This window comes from Hydrogenophaga sp. PML113, assembly GCF_001777155.1.
Taxonomy (GTDB): domain Bacteria; phylum Pseudomonadota; class Gammaproteobacteria; order Burkholderiales; family Burkholderiaceae_C; genus Hydrogenophaga; species Hydrogenophaga borbori.
The window spans coordinates 527420-543030 of the sequence record NZ_MIYM01000001.1 but is presented as its reverse complement, the minus strand read 5'-3'; the positions used below and the strand labels follow the sequence as shown (position 1 = coordinate 543030).

The 15611-nt window shown below is 68.7% G+C and carries 14 protein-coding genes; all 14 read left to right on the top strand.

Annotation, left to right across the window (positions count from 1 at the left end; all coding sequences use genetic code 11):
* The first annotated feature begins 3 nt into the window (after positions 1 to 3).
* The 14 genes from sdhA to trpA all read left to right on the top strand — a co-directional run bounded on the left by sdhA (position 4) and on the right by trpA (position 15599).
* Positions 4 to 1809 carry a succinate dehydrogenase flavoprotein subunit gene (gene sdhA / locus BHU06_RS02505; protein ID WP_070397548.1) on the top strand — a complete coding sequence of 602 codons (1806 nt, stop codon included), beginning with the start codon at positions 4 to 6 and terminating at the stop codon, positions 1807 to 1809.
* 22 nt (positions 1810 to 1831) lie between these two features.
* Positions 1832 to 2533 (top strand): succinate dehydrogenase iron-sulfur subunit, encoded by a 702-nt coding sequence (locus tag BHU06_RS02500; RefSeq protein WP_009518810.1) that lies wholly within the window; start codon positions 1832 to 1834, stop codon positions 2531 to 2533.
* A gap of 23 nt (positions 2534 to 2556) precedes the next feature.
* Positions 2557 to 2868, top strand: a complete 312-nt coding sequence (locus BHU06_RS02495) for a succinate dehydrogenase assembly factor 2 (protein ID WP_070397547.1) — start codon at positions 2557 to 2559, stop codon at positions 2866 to 2868.
* Positions 2865 to 4172 carry a citrate synthase gene (locus BHU06_RS02490; protein WP_070397546.1) on the top strand — a complete coding sequence of 436 codons (1308 nt, stop codon included), beginning with the start codon at positions 2865 to 2867 and terminating at the stop codon, positions 4170 to 4172. The genes BHU06_RS02495 and BHU06_RS02490 overlap by 4 nt, the downstream gene beginning before the upstream one ends.
* A gap of 124 nt (positions 4173 to 4296) precedes the next feature.
* A complete protein-coding gene (gene leuC, locus BHU06_RS02485) occupies positions 4297 to 5718 on the top strand; it encodes a 3-isopropylmalate dehydratase large subunit (protein ID WP_070397545.1) in 1422 nt (473 codons plus the stop codon).
* A 25-nt stretch (positions 5719 to 5743) separates the two neighbouring features.
* Positions 5744 to 5938: an entericidin EcnAB gene (locus tag BHU06_RS02480; protein WP_070397544.1), complete on the top strand. Its 195-nt coding sequence runs from the start codon at positions 5744 to 5746 to the stop codon at positions 5936 to 5938.
* Between the two features lie 11 nt (positions 5939 to 5949).
* Positions 5950 to 6600, top strand: a complete 651-nt coding sequence (gene leuD, locus BHU06_RS02475) for a 3-isopropylmalate dehydratase small subunit (RefSeq protein WP_070397543.1) — start codon at positions 5950 to 5952, stop codon at positions 6598 to 6600.
* Between the two features lie 10 nt (positions 6601 to 6610).
* A complete protein-coding gene (gene leuB / locus BHU06_RS02470) occupies positions 6611 to 7681 on the top strand; it encodes a 3-isopropylmalate dehydrogenase (protein WP_070397542.1) in 1071 nt (356 codons plus the stop codon).
* Between the two features lie 245 nt (positions 7682 to 7926).
* Positions 7927 to 9057: an aspartate-semialdehyde dehydrogenase gene (gene asd / locus BHU06_RS02465; protein WP_070397541.1), complete on the top strand. Its 1131-nt coding sequence runs from the start codon at positions 7927 to 7929 to the stop codon at positions 9055 to 9057.
* A gap of 204 nt (positions 9058 to 9261) precedes the next feature.
* Positions 9262 to 11925, top strand: coding sequence for a FimV/HubP family polar landmark protein (locus tag BHU06_RS02460; protein ID WP_254668101.1), 2664 nt, complete (start codon positions 9262 to 9264; stop codon positions 11923 to 11925).
* Positions 11926 to 11976: 51 nt separating this feature from the next.
* Positions 11977 to 12765 (top strand): tRNA pseudouridine(38-40) synthase TruA, encoded by a 789-nt coding sequence (gene truA / locus BHU06_RS02455; RefSeq protein WP_070397540.1) that lies wholly within the window; start codon positions 11977 to 11979, stop codon positions 12763 to 12765.
* An 11-nt stretch (positions 12766 to 12776) separates the two neighbouring features.
* Positions 12777 to 13475 (top strand): phosphoribosylanthranilate isomerase, encoded by a 699-nt coding sequence (locus BHU06_RS02450; RefSeq protein ID WP_070397539.1) that lies wholly within the window; start codon positions 12777 to 12779, stop codon positions 13473 to 13475.
* A gap of 46 nt (positions 13476 to 13521) precedes the next feature.
* Complete coding sequence (gene trpB, locus BHU06_RS02445) at positions 13522 to 14793, top strand: tryptophan synthase subunit beta (protein WP_070397538.1); 1272 nt, start codon at positions 13522 to 13524, stop codon at positions 14791 to 14793.
* Positions 14790 to 15599: a tryptophan synthase subunit alpha gene (gene trpA, locus BHU06_RS02440; RefSeq protein ID WP_070397537.1), complete on the top strand. Its 810-nt coding sequence runs from the start codon at positions 14790 to 14792 to the stop codon at positions 15597 to 15599. The genes trpB and trpA overlap by 4 nt, the downstream gene beginning before the upstream one ends.
* Positions 15600 to 15611 lie beyond the last annotated feature (12 nt).

The following is a 15611-nucleotide window of genomic DNA, read 5'->3' as shown; positions in this document are numbered from 1 at the left end:
GCCATGACCGCCTCTGCATCCCTTCTCAAGCGCCAGTTCGACGTCGTCATCGTCGGCGCCGGCGGCTCCGGCATGCGCGCCTCGCTGCAACTGGCGCGCGCCGGCCTCAAGGTGGCCGTGCTGTCCAAGGTCTTCCCCACCCGCTCGCACACCGTGGCCGCGCAAGGCGGCATCGGCGCCTCGCTGGGCAACATGAGCGAGGACAACTGGCACTACCACTTCTACGACACGATCAAGGGCTCCGACTGGCTCGGCGACCAGGACGCGATCGAGTTCATGTGCCGCGAAGCGCCCAAGGTGGTGTACGAGCTCGAGCACATGGGCATGCCGTTCGACCGCAACCCCGACGGCACCATCTACCAGCGCCCCTTCGGCGGCCACACGGCCAACTACGGCGAGAAGGCCGTGCCGCGCGCCTGCGCCGCGGCCGACCGCACCGGCCACGCCATGCTGCACACCCTGTACCAGCAGAACGTGGCCGCTCGCACCACCTTCTTCGTGGAGTGGATGGCGCTTGACCTGGTGCGCGACGCCGAAGGCGACGTGGTGGGCGTGACCGCGCTCGAAATGGAAACGGGCGACGTCTACCTGCTCGAGGCCAAGACCACGCTGCTGGCCACCGGCGGCGCGGGCCGCATCTTCGCGGCCTCCACCAACGCCTTCATCAACACCGGCGACGGCCTGGGCATGGCCGCGCGCGCGGGCATCCCGCTGCAGGATATGGAGTTCTGGCAGTTCCACCCCACCGGCGTGGCCGGCGCGGGCGTGCTGCTGACCGAAGGCTGCCGCGGCGAAGGCGCCTTCCTGGTCAACTCCGAGGGCGAGCGCTTCATGGAGCGCTACGCCCCGACGCTCAAGGACCTGGCGCCGCGCGACTTCGTCTCGCGCTGCATGGACCAGGAAATCAAGGAAGGCCGTGGCTGTGGTCCCAACAAGGACTACGTCATGCTGAACTTCAGCTACCTCAGCGCCGACACCATCCACAAGCGCCTGCCGTCGGTCTATGAGATCGGCGTGAACTTCGCCAACGTGGACATCACGCGCGAGCCGATCCCGGTCGTGCCCACCATCCACTACCAGATGGGCGGTATCCCGACCAACGTCAATGGCCAGGTCGTCGTGCCCGACGGCACGGGCGGCCAAAAGGTGGTCAATGGCCTGTACGCGGTGGGCGAATGCTCCTGCGTGAGCGTGCACGGCGCCAACCGCCTGGGCACCAACTCGCTGCTCGACCTGCTGGTGTTCGGCCGCGCGGCCGGCAACCACATCGTCCAGTACAACGACAAGAACAAGAGCTTCAAGCCCGTGCCCAAGGACGGCGCCGACCTCACGCTGTCGCGCCTGGCCCGCCTGGACGCCACCACCAGTGGCGAGTACGCGCAGGACGTCGCCAACGACATGCGCTCGGCCATGCAGCAGCACGCCGGCGTGTTCCGCACCCAGGCCGGCATGGACGAAGGTGTGCAGAAGATCAACGCCATGCGCGAGCGCGTGGGCAAGATCGAGCTCAAGGACAAGTCCAAGGTCTTCAACACCGCGCGCATCGAAGCGCTGGAAGTGGAAAACCTGATCGAGTGCGCCCAGGCTACCATGACCTCGGCCGCCGCCCGCCGCGAATGCCGCGGCGCGCACACCGTGTACGACTACGAGCGCCCCGCCGACGACGCGCAGTTCCCGCTGGGCCGCAACGACGCCGAGTGGATGAAGCACACCCTGTGGCACAGCGCGGACAACTCGCTGAGCTACAAGCCGGTGAACCTCAAGCCGCTGACCGTCGAATCCGTGCCGCCCAAGGTCCGCACGTTCTGAGCACGCCCCCGGAGAGCCCCACATGCTTCGCACATTCAAGATCTACCGCTACGACCCCGAGAAGGACGCCAAGCCGTACATGCAGACCATCCAGGTCGAATTGGACGGCCACGAGCGCATGCTGCTCGACGCGCTGATGAAGCTCAAGGCCGTGGACCCGTCCATCTCGTTCCGCCGCTCCTGCCGCGAAGGCGTCTGCGGTTCGGACGCGATGAACATCAACGGCAAGAACGGCCTGGCCTGCCTGACCAACATGAACACGCTCAAGGGCGACATCGTGTTGAAGCCCCTGCCCGGCCTGCCGGTGGTGCGCGACCTCATCGTCGACATGACGCTGTTCTTCAAGCAGTACCACAGCATCAAGCCCTACCTGGTCAACGACAGCATCCCCCCGGAGAAGGAGCGCCTGCAGTCGCCCGAGGAGCGCGAGGAGCTCAACGGCCTGTACGAGTGCATCCTGTGCGCGAGCTGCTCCACGAGCTGCCCGAGCTTCTGGTGGAACCCGGACAAGTTCGTCGGCCCGGCCGGCCTGCTGCAGGCCTACCGCTTCATCGCCGACAGCCGCGACCAGGCCACGAGCGAGCGCCTCGACAACCTCGAGGACCCGTACCGCCTGTTCCGCTGCCACACCATCATGAACTGCGTCGATGTCTGCCCCAAGGGCCTGAACCCCACCAAGGCCATCGGCAAGATCAAGGAAATGATGGTGTTGCGCGCCGTCTGAGCGCGCCCGCCGTCCCACCCGCCATGCACGCCACCGCCGCCGTTGACGACCTGCTCGACGAGCGCAGCCTCAGCAAGCTGCGCTGGCGGTGCCGCCGTGGACTGCTCGAGAACGACCTGTTCATCGAGCGCTTTTTCGCCCGCCATGCCCACCGGCTGACGGTGCGACAGGCCGATGCCTTGGGCCAGCTGATGGAGCTGTCGGACAACGACCTGCTCGATCTGCTGCTCGGCCGCAAGCCCCCCGAAGGGGCCATCGACCGCGACGACGTGACGCAAGTGCTTGCCTTGCTGCGCGCCGCCCGCTCCACTCCATCACCCGAGGAATCTGCATGAAACTCGTCGACAACAAAGCCACCCTGACGTTCTCCAACGGCAGCCCCAGCGTCGAACTGCCGGTCTACGGCGGCAGCATCGGCCCGGACGTCATCGACATCCGCAAGCTGTACGCGCAGACGGGCATGTTCACGTATGACCCGGGTTTCCTGTCCACCGCCTCGTGCCAGTCGGCCATCACCTACATCGACGGCGACAAGGGCGAGCTGCTGTACCGCGGCTACCCCATCGAGCAGCTCGCCACCCACTGCGACTACCTCGACGTCTGCTTCCTGCTGCTCAACGGCGAGCTGCCCGACGACAAGCAGCGCACCGACTTCCACAAGCTCGTGACCAACCACACCATGGTCAACGAGCAGATGCAGTTCTTCCTGCGCGGCTTCCGCCGCGACGCCCACCCCATGGCCGTGCTCACGGGCCTGGTGGGCGGCCTGTCGGCCTTCTATCACGACAGCACCGACATCAACAACCCGCAGCACCGCGAGATCGCGGCCATCCGCCTGATCGCCAAGATGCCCACGCTGGTGGCCATGGCCTACAAGTACGGCGTCGGCCAGCCCTACATGTACCCGCGCAACGAGCTGTCCTACGCCGGCAACTTCCTGCGCATGATGTTCGGCGTGCCCTGCGAGGACTACAAGGTCAACCCGGTGCTCGAGCGCGCGCTCGACCGCATCTTCATCCTGCACGCCGACCACGAGCAGAACGCCTCCACCTCCACCGTGCGCCTGTGCGGCTCCTCGGGCACCAACCCGTTCGCCGCCATCGCGGCCGGCGTGGCCTGCCTCTGGGGCCCCGCCCACGGCGGCGCCAACGAGGCCTGCCTGAACATGCTGGAAGACATCCAGCGCAACGGCGGCGTGGCCAAGGTTGGCGAGTTCATGGAGAAGGTCAAGGACAAGAACTCCGGCGTCAAGCTCATGGGCTTTGGTCACCGCGTGTACAAGAACTACGACCCGCGCGCCAAGCTGATGCAGGAAACCTGCAACGAGGTGCTGGAAGAGCTGGGCCTGGGCAACGACCCGCTGTTCAAGCTGGCCAAGCAGCTGGAAAAGATCGCCCTGGAAGACGACTACTTCGTGCAGCGCAAGCTCTACCCCAACGTGGACTTCTACTCGGGCATCGTGCAGCGCGCCATCGGCATTCCGGTCAACCTGTTCACCGGCATCTTCGCGCTGGCCCGCACCGTGGGCTGGATCGCCCAGCTCAACGAAATGATCAGCGACCCCGAGTACAAGATCGGCCGCCCGCGCCAGCTGTTCACCGGCTCGCCGCGCCGCGACGTGCCCGGCGCCAAGAAGTGACGCGGCCCCCGCGCCCCTTCACCTGACCCTGCGCCCGCCGCGGCATCCAGCCGCGGCGGGCGTCTTTTTTCGCTCCGACGCCTAAAATGTTTGCCCGGCCCACAGAGGCCCTGTGAGACAAGCCATGGGACGCACGCTCTACGACAAGATCTGGGACGAACACGTCGTCCACACCGAGGAAGACGGCACCGCCGTCCTCTACATCGACCGCCACCTCGTGCACGAGGTGACCAGTCCGCAGGCCTACGAAGGCCTGCGCCAGGCCGGCCGCAAGGTCTGGCGCGTGAGCTCGGTCGTCGCCACGGCCGACCACAACACGCCCACCACCGGCTGGGAGCGCGGCTATGCCGGCATCGCCGACCCGATCAGCAAGGAACAGATCACCACGCTGGACGCCAACATCGCCGAATTCGGCGCCGCGGCCTTCTTCCCCTTCCTGTCGCAGCGGCAAGGCATCGTGCACGTGATCGGCCCCGAGAACGGCGCCACCCTGCCCGGCATGACGGTCGTCTGCGGCGACTCGCACACCAGCACGCACGGCGCCTTCGGCGCGCTGGCGCACGGCATCGGCACCAGCGAGGTCGAGCACGTGCTGGCCACGCAGACACTGCTGGCCAAGAAGGCCAAGAACCTGCTCATCAAGGTGGAAGGCCAGCTGGCCAAGGGCGTCACCGCCAAGGACATTGTGCTGGCCATCATCGGCCGCATCGGCACCGCGGGCGGCACGGGCTACACCATCGAGTTCGCCGGCAGCGCCATCCGCGCGCTGTCGATGGAAGGCCGCATGACCGTGTGCAACATGGCCATCGAGGCCGGCGCGCGCGCCGGCCTGGTGGCGGTGGACGACAAGACCATCGAGTACCTCAAGGGCCGCCCGCTCTCGCCCAATGGCGTGGAATGGGACCAGGCCGTCGCCTACTGGCGCGGCCTGCACTCCGACCCCGACGCAACGTTCGACTCCGTGGTCGAACTCGACGCCGCGAAGATCGTGCCTCAGGTCACCTGGGGCACCTCGCCCGAAATGGTGCTGGGCATCGACGCCCGCGTGCCCGACCCCGACAAGGAAAAGGACGCCAGCAAGCGCGGCGCCATCGAGCGCGCGCTGCAGTACATGGGTCTGGAGCCCGGCAAGCCCCTGAACGACATCTTCGTCGACAAGGTGTTCATCGGCTCGTGCACCAACAGCCGCATCGAGGACATGCGCGAGGCCGCGGCCATGGTCAAGAAGCTGGGCCAGAAGGTCGCCAAGAACGTGCGCCTGGCGATGGTGGTGCCGGGTTCCGGCCTGGTGAAGGCCCAGGCCGAGCGCGAAGGCCTGCACGAGATCTTCAAGGCCGCCGGCTTCGAGTGGCGCGAGCCAGGCTGCAGCATGTGCCTGGCCATGAACGCCGACCGCCTGGAGCCCGGCGAGCGCTGCGCCTCCACCAGCAACCGCAACTTCGAAGGCCGCCAGGGCGCTGGTGGTCGCACCCACCTCGTGTCGCCGGCCATGGCGGCCGCGGCCGCGGTGCACGGCCATTTCGTGGACGTGCGCACCCTCGCCTGACCCACCGCAACTTCAGGAGACCCGCATGAAATCCCCTCTCTGGATGGTCACCACGCTGACGCTGTCGCTCTCGCTGGCGGCGTGCAACACCTGGCAGGGCGTCAAGGCAGACGCCAAGGAAGCCGGCCAAGCGACCGGACGCGGCATTGAGAAAGCCGGTCAGGCCACGGGCCGCGGCATCGAAAAGGCCGGCGAAAAAATCCAGGACATCTCCAAGTAAGCGCCCTCGACATGCAGAAGTTCACCCTCCACAAGGGGCTGGTCGCCCCGATGGACCGCGAGAACGTCGACACCGACGCGATCATCCCCAAGCAGTTCCTCAAGTCGATCCGCAAGACGGGCTTCGGCCCCAACCTGTTCGATGAGTGGCGCTACCTCGACAAGGGCGAGCCCGGCCAGGACCCGGCCGTGCGCAAGCCCAACCCCGACTTCGTGCTCAACCAGCCGCGCTACGCGGGCGCTTCGGTGCTGTTGGCGCGCAAGAACTTCGGCTGCGGCTCCAGCCGCGAGCACGCGCCCTGGGCCATCGACCAGTACGGCTTTCGCGCACTGATCGCACCCAGCTACGCCGACATCTTCTTCAACAACTGCTTCAAGAACGGCCTGCTGCCCATCGTGCTGCCCGAGGCCACGGTCGCGCGCCTGTTCGACGAAGTCGCCGCCTTCCCCGGCTACGAACTCACGATCGACCTGGAGCGCCAGGTGGTCGTGGAGCCCAATGGCCAGGAAATCCCGTTCGAGGTGCAGCCCTTTCGCAAGTACTGCCTGCTCAACGGCCTGGACGACATCGGCCTGACCTTGCGCCACAAGGACAAGATCGCCGCCTACGAAGCGCAGCGCCTGGCCACCAAGCCCTGGCTGGCCCACACCCTCAACGGCTGACCCCTGATCCATGAAAATCGCAGTTCTCCCCGGTGACGGCATCGGCACCGAAATCGTCGCCGAAGCGGTGAAGGTCCTCCAGGCGCTCGACCTCTCCTTCGAAATGGAAACCGCCCTGGTCGGCGGCGCGGCCTATGAAGCCCATGGCCACCCGCTGCCCGAGGCCACGCTGCAACTGGCGCAGCAGGCCGACGCCGTGCTGTTCGGCGCCGTGGGCGACTGGAAGTACGACAAGCTCGACCGCCCGCTGCGCCCCGAGCAGGCCATCCTGGGCCTGCGCAAGCACCTGGGCCTGTTCGCCAACTTCCGCCCCGCCATCTGCTACCCCGAACTCGTGGGCGCCTCCACGCTCAAGCCCGAGGTCATCTCCGGGCTGGACATCCTCATCATCCGCGAGCTCACCGGCGACATCTATTTCGGCCAGCCGCGGGGCCGCCGCACTGCGGTCGACGGCCACTTCCCGGGTGCCGACGAAGCCTTCGACACCATGCGCTACAGCAGGCCGGAGATCGAGCGCATCGCGCACGTCGCCTTCCAGGCCGCGCGCAAGCGCCACAAGAAGGTCACCAGCGTCGACAAAGCCAACGTGCTCGAAACCTTCCAGTTCTGGAAGGACGTGGTCACCGAGGTTCATGCCCAGTACCCCGACGTGGAACTGGAGCACATGTACGTGGACAACGCCGCCATGCAGCTGGTGCGCGCGCCCAAGAAGTTCGACGTGGTCGTCACCGGCAACATGTTCGGCGACATCCTGTCCGACGAAGCCTCCATGCTCACCGGCTCCATCGGCATGCTGCCCTCGGCCAGCCTGAACGCGAAGAACCAGGGCCTGTACGAGCCCAGCCACGGCAGCGCGCCCGACATCGCGGGCCAGGGCGTGGCCAATCCGCTGGCCACCATCCTGAGCGCGGCCATGATGCTGCGCTTCAGCCTGAACCAGCCCGAGGCCGCCGACCGCATCGAGACCGCCGTGAAGGCGGTGCTCGCCCAGGGACTGCGCACGCCCGACATCCACAGCGACGGCACCACCCGTGTCGGCACCGCCGAGATGGGCGCCGCTGTGGTGAAGGCGCTGCGCTGAAGCGCGCCGGGGCCTTGCGCACCCGGCGATCCACTACAATCGCGCTCCATGTTTGCCGCCCGCCCGTTCGCCTTGAACATCGCATCCGCCGCCACGGCGGGTGTGGCCGTGCGCGCAATCTCCACCAAAACCACGACCATTAAGGGCTGATCCAGCCTGGTTCGTCGTGCGCCCTTCCCGGCCAGACGAGCCGGGCAAGTCGGTCTGGTCTGGACCCGATGACTTCAACGAAAGGGCGTATCTCAATGAGCAAGTTGGTTGGACTGGTTGGCTGGCGCGGCATGGTCGGGTCGGTCCTGATGGATCGCATGGTCGAGGAAAAAGACTTCGACCTGATCGAGCCCTTGTTCTTCTCCACCTCCAACGCGGGCGGCCAGGCCCCCGCGATGGCGAAGAACGAGAACAAGCTGCAGGACGCGAACGACATCCAGGCGCTCAAGCGCTGCGACATCGTCATCACCTGCCAGGGCGGCGACTACACGAACGAGGTTTATCCCCAGCTGCGCGCCGCCGGCTGGAAGGGCCATTGGATCGACGCCGCCTCCAGCCTGCGCATGAAGGACGACGCCGTGATCGTCCTCGACCCCGTCAACCTGTCGGTCATCCAGAACGCGCTCGCCAAGGGCGGGCGCGACTGGATCGGCGGCAACTGCACCGTGAGCTGCATGCTCATGGGCGTGGGCGCCCTCTACAAAGCCGGCCTGGTCGAGTGGATGAGCACCCAGACCTACCAGGCCGCCAGCGGCGGTGGCGCGCAGCACATGCGCGAGCTGCTCACGCAATACGGCACGCTCAACGCCGAGGTGAAGGCCCTGCTGGACGACCCCAAGAGCGCCATCCTCGAAATCGACCGCAAGGTCATCGCCAAGCAGCGCTCCCTCAGCGGCGCCGAGGTGGCCAACTTCGGCGTGCCCCTGGGCGGCTCGCTGATCCCCTGGATCGACAAGGACCTGGGCAACGGCATGTCCAAGGAAGAATGGAAGGGCATGGCCGAGACCAACAAGATCCTCGGCCAGGGCGAGGGCTTCGGTACCCCGGCCACGCCCGTGGACGGTTTCTGCGTGCGCGTCGGTGCCATGCGCTGCCACTCGCAGGCCCTGACCTTCAAGCTGAAGAAGGACGTGCCGCTGGCCGACATCGAGGCCATGATCGCGGCCGACAACGCCTGGGTGAAGGTGGTGCCCAACACCAAGGAAGACACCCTGCGCGACCTCACGCCCGTGGCCGTGACGGGCACCATGACCATTCCCGTGGGCCGCCTGCGCAAGATGGCGATGGGCCCGGAATACCTCGGCGCTTTCACCATCGGCGACCAGCTGCTCTGGGGCGCCGCGGAGCCGCTGCGCCGCATGCTGCGGATTCTGCTGCAGGCCTGAGCAGGGCCTCGGCCAGGCCTAGCGCCCCCTGGTCTCGTTGCACACCCGCAACGAGACCGGAGGGGCTCAGCGGGACGAACGGTAGGCTCACAAACTCAAGCGGATTCTCAGCTTGTAACCGTAATCCGTTGATGCTATGGTCATTTCTCGGTTTTTCCCATCGAGGTTCCAGTGCCATCCCACACCCGACACACCCCATTGCCCTTGACCTCGTCCGTGTCGGACCGCACAAGTCGGCGTGGCCTGGCCAACCTGCACGCCATCGCAGCCGCCGCGCTGGTCACCACGCTGGTGTTCAGCGCCCACGACGCCCAGGCACTGGCCCTCGGACGGGTCTCGGTGCAATCGGCCCTCGGCGAGCCCTTGCGCGCCGAGATCGACGTCCCTGAAATCAATGCCAACGAGGCGTCCAGCCTGCGCGTGACGCTCGCCCCCGGCGCCACCTACCGCGCCGCCGGCGTGGACGTGAACCCGGCCCTCAACGGCCTCGAAATCACCCTGCAGCGCCGCGCCGACGGCCGCGCCTACCTGCGCCTGCGCGGCCCGAACGCCGTCAACGAGCCCTTCGTCGACCTGATCCTCGAAGCCAACTGGGCCACCGGCCGCGTGGTGCGCGACTACACCCTGCTGTTCGACCCGCCGAACCTGCGTGCGTCGACGCCGCAGCCGGCGCCCATCGCACCACGCGCCAGCGCGCCGGCCCCGACGGCGCCCGCCCCTTCGGCCGCGGCACCCGCGCCCGTGCCTGCGCCCGCAGCTTCGGCGCCGGCCCCCGTGGCCAGCGCGCCGCGCCCGGCGCCCGCGCCTGCCGCCGCACCGGCCAGCGCCGCGCCGCGCCAGGTCACGGTACGGCGCGGCGACACGGCCGGCGCCATCGCCCAGGCCCACCGCCCGGCGAACGTCTCGCTCGACCAGATGCTGGTCGCCATGCTGCAGGCCAACCCCAGCGCCTTCATCGACAACAACGTCAACCGCGTCCGCGCGGGCGCCGTCATCGACCTGCCCTCGCAGGCCAGCGCCTCGGCCATCGACGCCGGTGAAGCCCGACAGACCATCGCCGCGCAAAGCCGCGACTTCGACGAGTACCGCCGTCGCCTGGCCGGCGCCGCCCCCGCCGCCCGGGTCGACACCGCCCAGCGCGAGGCCACTGGCCGCGTGCAAAGCGAGGTGCAGGACCGGAGCGCCCCGGCGCCGTCCAGCGACCGCCTGACGCTGAGCCGCCCCTCGGGCAGCACACCGGGCACCAGCAGCGAAGCCCAGATCGCGCAGCAGCGCCAGTCGTCCGACGCGGCCCAGCGCAGCGCCGAACTGCAACGCAACATCGAAGAGCTCGCCAAGCTTGGCGACCAGGCCAAGGCCCCTGCGGCGCCCGCTGCCCCCGCAGCGGCCCCCACCCCGGCGCCGGCGCCCGCCGCCGCTTCGCCCGCGCCGGCGGCACCCACCACCCCGGCCACGGCACCGGCCGCCGAGGCCCCTGCGCCCAGCACTGCCCCCGCGCCAGCCGCCGAAGCACCGGCCACGCCTGCACCCGCTCCCGCGCCGGCGCAAGCCACGGCCCCGGCGCCCGCGCCGGCCCCTGCCGTGAAGGTCCCGAGCCCGCCCGCCGTGCCGGCGCCCGCCGCCGATGAACCCAGCTTCCTCAGCAGCCTCACCGAGAACCCCCTGCTCCTGCCCGTGGTGGGCGGCGTGCTGGCGCTGCTGGCCGGCCTCGGTCTGTGGCGCGTGCGGCAGCGAAAGGCCAACGCCAACGTCGACAGCTCCTTCCTGGAAAGCCGCCTGCAGCCCGACTCCTTCTTCGGCTCCAGCGGCGGCCAGCGCATCGACACCGCCGAGGCCATGGCCTCGGGCTCGTCCATGGTCTATTCGCCCAGCCAGCTCGACGCCGCCGGCGACGTGGACCCGGTGGCCGAGGCCGACGTGTACCTCGCCTATGGCCGCGACCTGCAGGCCGAGGAAATCCTCAAGGAGGCCATGCGCAGCACCCCCACGCGCGTCGCCATTCACACCAAGCTGCTGGAGATCTACGCCAAGCGCCGCGACGCCCGCGCCTTCGAGGTGGTGGCGAGCGAGGCCTTCGGCCTCACGCAGGGCGAAGGCCCCGAGTGGGAGCGTGCCTGCGAACTCGGCCGCGAACTCGACCCCACCAACCCGCTCTACCACCCCGGCGGCAAGCCCTTGGCCAAAGCCGGCGCCGCCGCCGCCACCCTGGCCGGCGGGCTGCACGCCTTCAGTCCCAGCACGGTCAACCTCGATTCACAGGCCTCCACGGGCGCCGGTCCGCTGGACCTGGACCTCGATCTGCCCATGGACGACGCCCCGCCGTCCCGCCCGGCACCGGCCGAGCACCCCGACATGGTCGCCATGTCGGACCTGGACGACCTCGACGCCACCGACGCCCTCACCGCGCCCTCGGTGCAGCCCGCCAGTGCCGCGTCCTCGCACGCGATGGACTTCGATCTCGACCTGCCTTCGCCCGCCCACGAGACCGAGCGCTCGGCCACCACGCCGGCCGACATCGAGGTGCCCAGCCTGCGCGGCGCGCCCGACAGCATCAGCGCCCCCGGCTTCGACCTGGACCTGGCCAATGCCGCGGCACCCGCCCCCGCGCCCGCCGGCAACCTGATGGACTTCAACCTCGACGGGCTCAATCTCGACCTCGACAGCGGCCACAAGGAGCCCGTGACCATGGCACCCGCGGGCGAGCTCACGGAAGAAAACCCCCTGGAGACCAAGCTTTCGCTGGCCGAGGAATTCCGCGCCATTGGCGACTTCGAAGGCGCGCGCTCGCTCGCCGAGGAAGTGCTGGCCGAAGCGTCCGGCCCGCTCAAGGCCAAGGCCAGCACCTTCCTGGCCGACCTGACGACCTGACGCCATCGCTTGACCGACACCCCTGCCGATCCCGCCGCCACGCCCAGCCCGATGCCCCGCATCGCGCTGGGCGTGAGCTTTAACGGCCGCGCCTACGACGGCTGGCAGAGCCAGCCCAGCGGCAACACCGTCCAGGACAAGTTGGAGGCGGCGCTCAGCCAGTTCTGTGCCCTGCCCGCCGTGAGCACCCTGTGCGCGGGCCGCACCGACACCGGCGTGCACGGGCTCATGCAGGTGGTGCACTTCGACACCCCCCTGCAGCGCGACGAATACGCCTGGGTGCGAGGCACCAACAGCTTCCTGCCCCCCGACATCGCCGTGCAATGGGCGCGGGAAGTGCCCGCGGCCTTCCACGCCCGCGCCAGCGCCATCGCGCGGCGCTACGCCTACGTGCTGCTCGAATCGCCTGTGCGGCCCAGCGTGGAGCAAGGCCAGGTCGGCTGGGTGTTCCGGCCGCTCAGCCTCGACGCGATGCGCCAGGCCGCCGCCTCGCTCATCGGCGAGCACGACTTCACTTCTTTCCGCGCCTCGCAATGCCAGGCGCACACGCCGGTGAAGGCGCTGCGGCGCATCGACATCACCCGGCGCGGTGCCTACTGGCGCTTCGAGTTCGAGGCCAACGCCTTCCTGCACCACATGATCCGCAACATCATGGGCTGCCTCATCGCCATTGGCAGCGGCAACCGCCCGCCCGGGTGGATGGCCGAGGTGCTGGCCGCCCGCAGCCGCGACGCCGCGGCGCCCACCTTCTCCCCCGACGGCTTGTACTTTCTCGGCCCGGTCTACGATGCCGCCTGGGGCCTGCCCGAGCGCACGCCGGCCTTCGACTGGCTGCCCTAGCCCTTCCATCCATGTCCGCCCACCGCACCCGCATCAAGTTCTGCGGCTTCACGCGCGAAGCCGACGTGGACGCGGCCGTGCACGCCGGGGCCGACGCCATCGGCTTTGTGCTCTACGAGCCCAGCCCGCGCTTCGTCTCGCCCGAGCGCGCCGGCGAACTGGCGCGCCGCCTGCCCGCCTTCGTCACGCCGGTGCTGCTGTTCGTCAACGCCAGCCCCGAGTGGATCGCGCGCGGCCTGCGCGCGGTGCCCAACGCCCTGCTGCAGCTGCACGGCGACGAAACGCCCACCGAGGCACAGGCCGCGGGCCGGCCCTACCTGCGCGCGGCACGCATTCCCGCCGGCGAGGCAGGCAAAGGCTTCGATCTCCTACAATTCGCCGATGATTTCGTCTCCGCCCAAGCCATCCTGCTCGACGCCCACGTCGAGGGTTTCGGTGGCGGCGGCCAATCCTTCGACTGGACGGCCTTCTCGTGGTCACACCCTCGACTAAACGCCAGCTCTCGCCTCGTTTTGTCTGGTGGACTCACGCCTGCAAACGTGACCGATGGCATTCGGCTCGTCCGGCCCTGGGCCGTTGACGTGAGCTCCGGCATCGAGGTGTCCAAGGGCATCAAGAGCGCCGACAAGATGCAGGCCTTCGTGGCCGCCGTGCGCGCCGCCGATGACCCGGTCGGTCCGGCGCCAGCACCCTCCCCGCAGCGATCCTGACCCGTTCCCGGGTCGCGCGGGGGCCATTCACCGCACAGGATTTCGCATGCAGACCCCCTACCAGCAACCCGACGCCCGCGGCCACTTCGGCATCTACGGCGGCAGCTTCGTGAGCGAGACGCTCACCCACGCCATCAATCAACTCCAAGCGGCCTACGAGAAGTACCAGCACGACCCGGACTTCCTGGCCGAATTCCGCTACGAGCTCGCCCACTTCGTGGGCCGGCCCAGCCCGGTCTACCACGCCGCGCGCATGAGCCGCGAGATGGGCGGCGCGCAGATCTTTCTCAAGCGCGAGGACCTCAACCACACCGGCGCGCACAAGGTGAACAACACCATCGGCCAGGCCATGCTGGCGCGCCGCATGGGCAAGCCGCGCATCATCGCCGAGACCGGCGCGGGCCAGCACGGCGTGGCCACCGCCACCATCTGCGCGCGCTACGGCCTGGAATGCGTGGTCTACATGGGCAGCGAGGACGTCAAGCGCCAGAGCCCCAACGTCTACCGCATGAAGCTGCTGGGCGCCACCGTGGTACCCGTGGAAAGCGGCAGCAAGACCCTGAAGGACGCGCTCAACGAGGCCATGCGCGACTGGGTCGCCAACGTGGACAACACCTTCTACATCATCGGCACCGTGGCCGGGCCGCACCCCTACCCGATGATGGTGCGCGACTTCCAGAGCGTCATCGGCAAGGAATGCCTGACGCAGATGCCCGAGATGCTGCGCGAGGCCGGCTGCGCGGGCGAGCAGCCCGACGCGGTGATCGCCTGTGTGGGCGGCGGCAGCAACGCCATGGGCATCTTCCACCCTTACATAGGGCATGCCAACACCCGCCTCATCGGCGTGGAGGCGGCCGGCGAAGGCCTGGACAGCGGCAAGCACTCGGCCTCGCTGCAGCGCGGCAGCGCCGGCGTGCTGCACGGCAACCGCACCTACGTGCTGCAGGACGACAACGGCCAGGTGACCGAAACGCACAGCATCAGCGCGGGCCTGGACTACCCTGGCGTCGGGCCGGAGCACGCCTTCCTCAAGGACATCGGCCGCGCCGAGTACGTGGGCATCACCGACACCGAGGCGCTGGAGGCCTTCCACTACCTCTGCCGCACCGAGGGCATCATCCCGGCGCTGGAGTCCAGCCACGCCGTGGCGCACGCCATGAAACTCGCCAAGACCCTGCAGCCCACGCAGTCCATCCTGGTCAACCTCTCGGGCCGAGGCGACAAGGACATCGGCACCGTGGCCGACCTCTCGGGCGTGGACTTCTACGACCGCCCTTCCCTGCGCGGCCACACCGTCAAGGGGGGCCAGAACAAATGAGCCGCATCGAAAAGACCCTGTCCGACCTCAAGGCCCAGGGCCGCAAGGCCCTGATCCCCTACGTGACCGCCGGCTTCCCCTTTGCCGACATCACACCCGAGCTGATGCTGGGCATGGCCGACGCGGGCGCCGACATCATCGAACTCGGCGTACCCTTCTCCGACCCCTCGGCCGACGGCCCCGTGATCCAGAAGGCGGGCGACCGCGCGCTGGCCGCCGGCATCGGCCTGGCGCAGGTGCTGGCCATGGTGAAGCGCTTCCGCGAGCGCAACACCACCACGCCCGTGGTGCTCATGGGCTATGCCAACCCGGTGGAGCGCTACGACCAGAAGCACGGCGCCGGCGCCTTCGTGAACGACGCGGCCGAGGCCGGCGTGGACGGCGTGCTGGTGGTGGACTACCCGCCCGAGGAATGCGAGGACTTCGCCCGCGCCCTGCGCGCGCGCGACATGGACCTGATCTTCCTGCTCGCCCCCACCTCCACCGACGAGCGCATGGCCCAGGTGGCGCGCGTGGCCAGCGGCTACGTGTACTACGTTTCACTGAAGGGCGTCACCGGCGCGGGCACGCTGGACGTCTCGCAGGTCGAGGCCATGCTGCCGCGCATCCGCGCGCACGTGAGCATCCCGGTCGGCGTGGGTTTCGGCATCCGGGACGCGGACACCGCCCGTGCCATCGGCCGCACCGCCGACGCGGTGGTGATCGGCAGCAAGCTCATCCAGCTCATAGAAGACGAACCGCACGAAAAAGTGGTGCCCGTGGCCGTCCAGTTCATGCGCACCATCCGAAAAGCGCTGGACGCATAATCCCGCCTCGCG